This is a genomic window from Burkholderia sp. BCC1977 (genome assembly GCF_905339595.1).
Lineage (GTDB): Bacteria > Pseudomonadota > Gammaproteobacteria > Burkholderiales > Burkholderiaceae > Burkholderia.
Window position 1 is genome coordinate 180,017 of sequence record NZ_CAJPGQ010000010.1, and the last position, 8,495, is coordinate 188,511.

An 8,495-nucleotide genomic window follows, 5' to 3' on the forward strand; every position below is an offset into this window, starting at 1 on the left:
ATGCCATGAAACCTTCGCCTCCCGCCGCGCCGGAACGCGCGCATCTTCGTCTCGGGTTCGTCGCGCTGAGCGACGCGGCCCCGCTGATCGTCGCGCAGCAGCTGAATCTCGGCGCGCGCCATGGCCTGACGCTGGAGCTGAGTCGCCAGCCGTCGTGGGCCGCCGTGCGCGACAAGCTGCTGACCGGCGAACTCGACGCCGCGCACGCGCTGTACGGGCTCGTGTGCGGGCTGCAGCTCGGCATCGGCGGCCCGCAGGCCGACATGGCCGCGCTGATGGTGCTGAACCGCAACGGCCAGGCGATCACGTTCGCCCGCGGCCTCGCCGACGCGTACCGCGACAGCGGCGACGTCCGCGCGGCGCTCGCGACGCTCGGCCGCAAGCCGCTGCTCGCGCAGACCTTCCCGACCGGCACGCATGCGATGTGGCTGAACCACTGGCTCGCGTCGCACGGCATCGATCCGCTGCGCGACGTGCGCAGCGTCGTGATTCCGCCGCCCGAGATGGTCGCGGCGCTCGCGAGCGGCGAGCTCGACGGCTTCTGCGCCGGCGAGCCGTGGCATGCGGTGGCCGAAGCGTGCGGCGCGGGCCGGACCGTTGCCGTCACCAGCGAGATCTGGCCCGACCATCCGGAGAAGGTGCTCGCGGCCCGTCGCGATTTCGTCTCGCTGTATCCGGCCACGGCGCGGGCGCTGATTCGCACGCTCGTCGATGCGTGCGCCTGGCTCGACGATCCCGCGCACCGCCGCGACGCGGCCGGCTGGCTTGCGTCGCCCGATGCGCTCGGCGTGCCGGCCCGGCTGATCGCGCCGCGCCTGCTCGGCGACTACGGCGCCGGGCCGTTCGCGCAGCCGCCGCTGCCGATCCGCTTCCACGACGGCGGCGCCGTGAACCGGCCGGATCCGCAGGAAGGCCGGTGGTTCCTGTTGCAATACCGGCGCTGGGGCATGCTCGACGGCACGCACGACGACGCGGCGATCGCCGCGGCGATCGCGCAGACGGCGTTGTATGATGCTGCGGTCGCCGAAGGCGGTACGGCGGGCGGATGATCCCGGCCCGGGAGGCCGGGGCCGCCGCGCGGCGCCGTGCCGCGCCCGGCCGAACGCCTGACGCGATGCGCCGGTCCGCTCCGGCTCGCCGCGCCGCATGGACGCGTTTGCCTCCATGCCGCCACTCCGTCCCCGTTCAGAATCAATGCCGAAACGAACGCGCACGCCGCTCGACGTGCTGCTCACCGAAATCCGTGCGTGCCGCGCATGCGAAGCCGACTTGCCGCTCGGCCCGCGTCCCGTCGTGCGCGCCCATCGCGACGCCCCCGTCCTGATCGTCGGGCAGGCGCCCGGCGCCCGCGTCCATGCGAGCGGCATCCCGTGGGACGATGCGAGCGGCAAGCGGCTGCGCGACTGGCTCGGCGTCGACGCCGACACGTTCTACGACGAGACCCGCTTCGCGATCGTGCCGATGGGCTTCTGCTACCCGGGCCGCGGCGCGAGCGGCGACAACCCGCCGCGCCCCGAATGCGCGCGACTGTGGATCGACCGGCTGCTCGCCGAATTGCCTTCGATCCGGCTGACGCTGCTGATCGGCCAGTATGCGCAGCGGCATGTCCTGCGCGACACGCGCAAGGCGACGCTGACCGACACCGTGCAGGCGTGGCGCGACTACGGCCCCGGCGTGCTGCCGCTGCCGCATCCGTCGCCGCGCAACCAGGCGTGGTTCAAGCACCATCCGTGGTTCGACGCCGAAGTCGTGCCCGAACTGCGCCGCCGCGTCGCGCCGTTGATCGCCGGCTGACGCAAGCCGGCGGCCGCGCCCCGCTCCCTATCGAAATGAATCGGAACGACATCGACTTTTCCTGCACCGGCTGCGGCCGTTGCTGCCATGACCTGCGCATTGTGCTGACCGTCGCCGAAGCCGCTGCATGGCTGCGGCGCGGCGGCCATGTGGAACTGCTGTGCGACGCAATGCCATGGCCCGTCGAACCGGCCCCCGACGACGCGTTCGCCGCGTACAAGCGGGCACGTTCGTCGCCCGCGCTCAGCGGTACCCTGCCGATACGCGTCACCGCCCTGCTCACCGCGTCCCATGCCGGGCCGTGCCCGAACCTGCTCGACGACCTGCGCTGCGCGATCTACGACGAACGGCCGCTGGTGTGCCGGATCTACCCGGCCGAGGTCAATCCGTTCGTACCGCTGACGCCGGACAGCAAGCAGTGCCCGCCCGACGCCTGGCAGCAGGCGCCGCTCACCCGCGGCGGTACGATCGTCGATGCGCTCACGCGCGAGAACATCGCCCGCGCACGGGCCGCGAGCGTGGCCGAGGCGCCGTTGCGCGCGCGACTGTGCGCGGCGCTCGGCATCGATACCGCGGCCGTCGCGAACGAAGGCTTCGCGATTCATGCACCGCCCGCCGATGCGCTGCTCGCCGCGCTGAGCGGGCTCGACGATGCGCGCGCGACGGCGGCCGCCGAACCCGCGCCGACGGCATGGACACTGCTCACGAATCGCACCGCGACCGCCGACACGCTCCGATCGGTCGGCGCATCCAGCCGGCTCGCAACCGACGAGGCCGGCGCGCGCTGCCAGTACCTGGGCTTTCATCCGGCCGCCTGATTGCCTTGTCGCCGGGCGAGCGCCGGCCGCCCGGCCCACCTGCTCGGATCGGCCCGCGGATCGGCCCGCGGATTCCGGCCGCGCCCGGTTCGCTGTACCATCGCGGCTCAACCGCGTCACGAACAGCAGAATCCTTCATGCCCTCCACCGCCCCGCCGCGCCTGTACGGGATGCCCGAACGCAGCGACCGGCTCGATTTCTACATCCGCGACCAGGCGTCGCGCCAGGCGATCACCGAGCCGCACCGACACGCGTATTTCCAGATCCAGTTCAACCTCGGCGGCGACACCGAGCAGCGCATCGGCGGCGTCACGCGGCCGTTTCCGCGCGGCGCGCTCGCGTTCGTGCTGCCGCACCGCGAGCACCTGATTCCGCATCCGGAAGGCGCGCATTTCATCGTGATCAACTTCAGCCAGGCATTCCTGCGCGCCGATCTCGACGTCGATCCGCTCGACCTCGAGGACGTCCCCGCGCACCGCTTTCCCGAGCTGACGCCGTTCCGCTTCCAGGAACATCTCGACTTCATCCTGACCTGCGACGCGTTCGACGAGGCGCGCCGCCTCGCGCTGTGCATGCTCGACGCCGACCGCGTGCGCACCTTCGGCTCGACCACGGTGCTGCGCGGCTATCTGCTGCAGTTGATCGGGCTCGTCTGCACGCAGTACGCCGGCGCGCTCGACAAGCTCGCGCAGCGCGGCGCCCAGCGCGCGGGCCGGCGCGACGCGCTCGCGCGCGTGCTGCGCCACGTGCGCGCGAACCTGACCCGCGAGGACCTGACGCTCGCGGCCACCGCCGAGGCCGCGTTCCTGTCGCCGAACTATCTCGCGCACCTGGTGCGCAAGGAAACCGGCAGCACCTTCACCGATCTCGTGACCGAGCGCCGGATCGCGCTCGCGCAATCGCTGCTCGCGCATACGAGCCGGCGCATTGCCGACATCGCGCGCTCGGTCGGCTTCCGCGACGAAGGGTATTTCGCGCGGCGCTTCCGCGCGCGGGTCGGCGTGTCGCCGAAGGCGTACCGGGACGCCAACGCCGCGCTGCCGGCCGCCGACGATGCGCCGGCAACCGGCGACGCGTAGTTTTGTCCGGTTAAAGCGCAGTTGCGTCGCATCCGGGCGCGGGTGCGTCGGGTATCGTTCCATGCATGCCGGCCCGCGGTGCAATGCGCGGGCAACGGCATCCGTCTTTCCATCGAACGAGGCCATCCGATGTCCGCATACGTCATCGACGCTTCCGAGCGTCCTTCCGTCGAAGTCGAACAGTCGTCCGCGCGCTTTCCCGTGCGCCGCGTCTTCTGCGTCGGCCGCAACTACGCCGACCATGCCCGCGAAATGGGCGCCGATCCCGACCGCGAACCGCCGTTCTTCTTCACGAAGCCGGCCGACGCGATCGTCCCCGCCGGCGGCACCGTCCCGTATCCGCCGCTGACCGGCGACCTCCATCATGAAATCGAGCTGGTCGTCGCGATCGGCAAGGACGGCCGGTCGATCGACCCGGCCGATGCGCTGTCGCACGTGTGGGGCTACGGCGTCGGCGTCGACCTCACGCGCCGCGACCTGCAGGCCGAGGCCAAGAAGCTGAGCCGCCCGTGGGACTGGGCGAAGGGCTTCGACGCGTCGGGCCCCGTGACCGCGCTGCGCGCGGCCGCCACCACCGGCCATCCGGCAAGCGGCCGGATCTGGCTCGCGGTCAACGGCGAAACGCGCCAGCAAGGCGATCTCGCCGACATGATCTGGGCCGTGCCGGACGTGATCGCCTACGTGTCGCGCTCGGTCGAGCTGAAGGCCGGCGACCTGATCTTCACCGGCACTCCGGCCGGCGTCGGCGCGCTGCAGCCGGGCGACCGCGTGACGGGTGGCGTCGATGGCGTCGCGACGTTCGAGTTCGTGGTGGGAGCGAAGCCGTAACGCGTTGTGCGGGCACGTGCGACGCGCCGTTCATCCGGTGGCCGTTGCATCGTGCCGATCCCTGCCGGTCCGGGCGGCGATCGCATCGCGCCGGATCGTGCCTACCGTTCCCGTGCAGTCGCTCAAGCGTCCTGCTCGCGTGCGTCGAAGTGTCGTACGTACCCCGCGGCCACCAGCGCGATCGCCGCGGACAGCAGCATCATGACCAGCGGCGCATAACCCGCGTTCCTGACGGTCAGCACCGCCCCCGTCAGCGACGACAGCGCCGCCCCGCCCGCGATCGTCATCGCCCCGGCCAGCCCCGATGCGCTACCGGCCAGTTCCGGCCGCACCGACATCGCGCCCGCATGCGCGCCCGGGTTCGACAGCCCGTTGCCGAGGCCGATCAGCACGCACGGTCCGAACCAGGCGATCGCGTGCGTCGCCCCGCCGAAAAACAGCGCGAGCCCGATCACAGGTCCCATGCAGGCGAACACCCGTCCGCACAGAATCGTCGTGGCGAGCGGATAGCGATGCGCGTAGCGTGCGGCCAGAAAGCTGCCGCCCACGAAGCCGGCCGTGATCGTCCCCATGTAGAAGCCGATCTCCGCGGGCGGAATGCGGAACACCGCTTGCGCGGCGAGCGGCGCGCCGGCCAGGAATGCGTAGAACGCGCCGGTCGAGAACGCCATGCAAAGTGCATAGGCCCAGAAGCGAGGCGCGCGCAGCAGCGCCGGATACGCGCGAAGCTGCCGTCCGAGGGTCGTCGCGCGCTTCGCATGGGTCTCCGCGAGATCGAACGCGCACCAGCCGAGCAGCACCATGCCGACCGCGCCGAGCAGCCAGAAGCTCGCGCGCCAGCCGACCGTCTGATCGAGCATGCCGCCGAGCGTCGGGCCGATCATCGGCGCGAAGGCGGCCGCCATCGCCGCATAGCCGATCCGGCTCGCCGCGCGCCCGCCGCCGGCGGTGTCGCGCAGCGTCGCCATCGACACCGGATAGACCGACGTGATCGCCGCCTGCATCAGCCGCCATGCGAGGAATGCGCGGATATCCGTCGCCATCGCGCAGCCCAGCGACCCGAGCGTGAAGACGCCGAGGCTCGCCAGCATGATCGGCCGCCGTCCGAACCGGTCCGACAGCGGACCCATCACGAACTCGAGCGACGCAGCGACCGCCGCGTAGCCGCCGAGCGACAGCGCGACGAGCGCGTAGTCGGCGTGCAGGTCGCGCGCGATCGCTGGCAGCGACGGCAGGAACAGGCTCAACGGCAGCACCGAGAACGCGCACCGGAGGATCAGCGTCGTTTGTCGCGGTGCGGCCGGGTCGGAAGCGATCGGCGGGTTTGGGTGCAAGCGGGTGCCCTCCGCGCAGGCGTCGCTTGGACGTGCGCAATGGAAAAGGAACGTTCTTCGTGGGTTTTCGGGGATGTCGTTTGTCGACCCTCTTCGGCCATACGCGGTTGCGATAGCTCGAAGGCCGCTTCCACGGCCATACCGGCCATTTAGCCTTGCAATGCGTGGTAGTTAATAAATGGCCGGCCTCGGAAAAATCGAACAGTCTCTACTGCGCAAAGACAATGCCGAAAGCCGACCTATGGTCGTCCATCGCTTTTGGCAACAAAAGACGTTCATCCTGCTAGCGCTGAGGGGGCGAAGCCAGCAATGCCGCGATGTGCGCCTTCAGGGTGTCGCGCCGGAGCGCTGGGTTGGGCGTCAAGTTTTTGAGTTCGAAGTTCAACATCGACTTGTTCAAACAGAATCTTCTGCCAATCCGGCGGAAAATTGAGCGGTTCCAGTACAGGCTTGCTAACGATCTCTACTTCTGTGCTGGCGCTTGAAATGGGCTTCACGAATATCGCAATCCTCTCACCCCAGCTCCATAAGGTAACGCCATGTGACAGGATGAGACGACCATTGGACTTGTCATTCTCAACGACTTTGAGATTTTTGGTTTTCGCAGCGGCGAGGACAGAGTTGTACACAGGCTCATAAGCGTATGCGTAAGTGCGACTCACACCTTCGCCCTTTGTCTCTTTCACACTTTCAGTTGACGCGCAACCACTTGCAATCAACGCAACAAATATAGCCATAGATATAGAGATTCTCATCGCACTACCTCTTGGGCCGACTCACATTTTCACAAATGACTGAGAACGCAGACTCTTGCGGGCCGCCACGCCTCCCTGTTCGTCTGCTCAGCCAATGGCTGCCTAAATGCGGGCCAAGATAGCGACAGCGTCGAGCATGATCTTGTCAAACAGGCTTGTTAGTATCAAAGTGCAATGACGTCCTATAGAGTCTCTAATGCGCTTCTTGTCAAGCTAGGTGGCAGCAGCGCTCATGTCAAGAAGTCCTGCGCGTGCACGGCTTTGACGAGCGCTGCCCCCATCTACGCCACTGCGGACGACGGTTATGGTCGACGGCTAGCCGGATTAAATCCGTCTTTAGATGTCCAGAATCTTGGACGAGTTGACATCAAAAAGTCCGTATGGAAGCGCGGACGAACGTCCGCAATTGGCCGGAACCTGCCAAAGCAGCGCCGAATCACCCAGCAATCGTCCCCCCGATGGCCGAAGTCAATGGCCGCTTTCAAACGGCTATCGGAACGCCTGCCGCCAGCCCGGTTAGGTCATCCGGCAAGGCTGCGTAGATCGCTAACAGTCAGCTGGCGCCTCCACGCCGGCCAAGCCTTCTACCAAACCGACACGGCCCCATGATTTCGCGCCCCCGATCGCAGCCAACGATCCAATCCGTTCACACCTGCCTCTTTGTAAAGCGCTCCCGTCTTGTATATCCGTGCTGGAACAACGGTGCGTACTCGTGCAATTCTCGTGGCGAGATGTCGAAGGCGCGACGGAATGCACGTGTAAAGCTAGACGCATCGTTGAAGCCCAACCCCGAGGCAACGTCCTGTACCTCCACATGGGGAAAGCGCACCAGTTCATCGGCTGCCATTCGCAGCCTGCGGTTGCGGATATAAGCGGCCAGGCCACCTTCATGCGCGAATATGCGGTACACGCTGGCGCGTGAGAGATGTAGCGACGCCAACACGCTGTCAGGCGACAAATTCGGATCATGCAGATTTGCCTCGACGTGCCGCCGCACTTGCCCGTATACAGCAGCGCGTACAGCCGCGCGGGCATTCCCGGCAAGACCCGCTTGGCGGCAGAAAGCGACAGCGAGCAGCTCTACCGCGGTGAGAAAGGACTGATGCGCTTCCTCCTTGCTCAGTCCGACGATGGTTTTATTGAGCGCCACCACATGCTCGATCAGCAAGCGCGTCAGAGGGTCGGTCGCGTGAATCCAGCGGCCATGCAGTGAGGCCGCATCAGGGAATGACTTTTCCACCAGCGCGCGCGGCACGAAAAGGAGAAGTATCCGACCATGAAAACTCCGGATCGTGCACGGCTGATCCATGTCCAGCGCGAGGATACTTGGCACGTGCGGCACGTGCGGCGCGTCGGACCGTGGTTTGCCGCCCAGGAACTGCGCCGGTGGCCCTTCAAGGAATACGCTGAACGTGATGTCCCGCACGCTCTCGGTCGACACCCGCCCCAACGATCGCACGGCCAGGTTCGGCCCCGTGCGAAAGTCGAAGATGCTCAGATTGTCGATCGTGTAACGGGACATCGATGCATCGAACGTACCCTCAGCTTGCTTTGACGAAGGCAGTATGTCGTAGACAGGACTCATGCGCTCTTGCCAGGCCAGCAAGCTTCGACGGGCGTCGCCTTGAACGCTGAAACTGCTGTGCACGATGCCGGGCGCGAGCGCCGGCAGCTCCGGCGGCAACAACAGGCGGCCTGGCGGTATCGCAGTGGGTAGTGGGTCGTCGTTCAATGCAACGCTCTTCGCTGAGTTTCGTCCGGTCTTGATCCGACCAGCACTCCTGAACGCCATCTTGATCCAATAGCTCGCCCGGAACGCGCTAGTGCAGCCTGCGAAGCATACCAGTACGTGCTTTGCCGTAGCACACGGCGAACGGCTTGCCGGCG

General features: G+C 67.3%; 8 protein-coding genes. 5 read left to right on the forward strand and 3 right to left on the reverse strand.

Features of this window, described 5'->3' with window-relative positions:
- Nucleotides 1-5: 5 nt before the first annotated feature.
- From U5771_RS11725 to U5771_RS11745, 5 genes are all read left to right on the forward strand, one after another.
- A complete protein-coding gene (locus U5771_RS11725; RefSeq protein WP_322024115.1) occupies nucleotides 6-1,049 on the forward strand; it encodes a CmpA/NrtA family ABC transporter substrate-binding protein in 1,044 nt (347 codons plus the stop codon).
- A gap of 145 nt (nucleotides 1,050-1,194) precedes the next feature.
- On the forward strand, nucleotides 1,195-1,794 hold the full coding sequence (locus U5771_RS11730; RefSeq protein ID WP_322024116.1) for a uracil-DNA glycosylase family protein: 600 nt from the start codon (nucleotides 1,195-1,197) through the stop codon (nucleotides 1,792-1,794).
- Nucleotides 1,795-1,829: 35 nt separating this feature from the next.
- The gene (locus U5771_RS11735; protein WP_322024117.1) at nucleotides 1,830-2,612 is read left to right on the forward strand and encodes a YkgJ family cysteine cluster protein; all 783 of its coding nucleotides are present in this window, start codon (nucleotides 1,830-1,832) and stop codon (nucleotides 2,610-2,612) included.
- A gap of 137 nt (nucleotides 2,613-2,749) precedes the next feature.
- Entirely contained in the window at nucleotides 2,750-3,691 is a 942-nt protein-coding gene (locus U5771_RS11740) for a helix-turn-helix transcriptional regulator (RefSeq protein WP_322024118.1), read from the forward strand.
- Nucleotides 3,692-3,820: 129 nt separating this feature from the next.
- Nucleotides 3,821-4,519, forward strand: coding sequence for a fumarylacetoacetate hydrolase family protein (locus U5771_RS11745; RefSeq protein WP_322024119.1), 699 nt, complete (start codon nucleotides 3,821-3,823; stop codon nucleotides 4,517-4,519).
- Between the two features lie 122 nt (nucleotides 4,520-4,641).
- On the opposite strand, the gene U5771_RS11750 is transcribed toward U5771_RS11745, so the two are convergent.
- The 3 genes from U5771_RS11750 to U5771_RS11760 form a co-directional block, all read right to left on the reverse strand.
- Nucleotides 4,642-5,853: an MFS transporter gene (locus U5771_RS11750; protein ID WP_322024120.1), complete on the reverse strand. Its 1,212-nt coding sequence runs from the start codon at nucleotides 5,851-5,853 to the stop codon at nucleotides 4,642-4,644.
- Nucleotides 5,854-6,128: 275 nt separating this feature from the next.
- Nucleotides 6,129-6,590 carry a hypothetical protein gene (locus U5771_RS11755; RefSeq protein WP_322024121.1) on the reverse strand — a complete coding sequence of 154 codons (462 nt, stop codon included), beginning with the start codon at nucleotides 6,588-6,590 and terminating at the stop codon, nucleotides 6,129-6,131.
- Between the two features lie 664 nt (nucleotides 6,591-7,254).
- The coding region (locus tag U5771_RS11760) for a helix-turn-helix domain-containing protein (protein ID WP_322024122.1) at nucleotides 7,255-8,495 on the reverse strand (1,241 nt) is incomplete at its 5' end.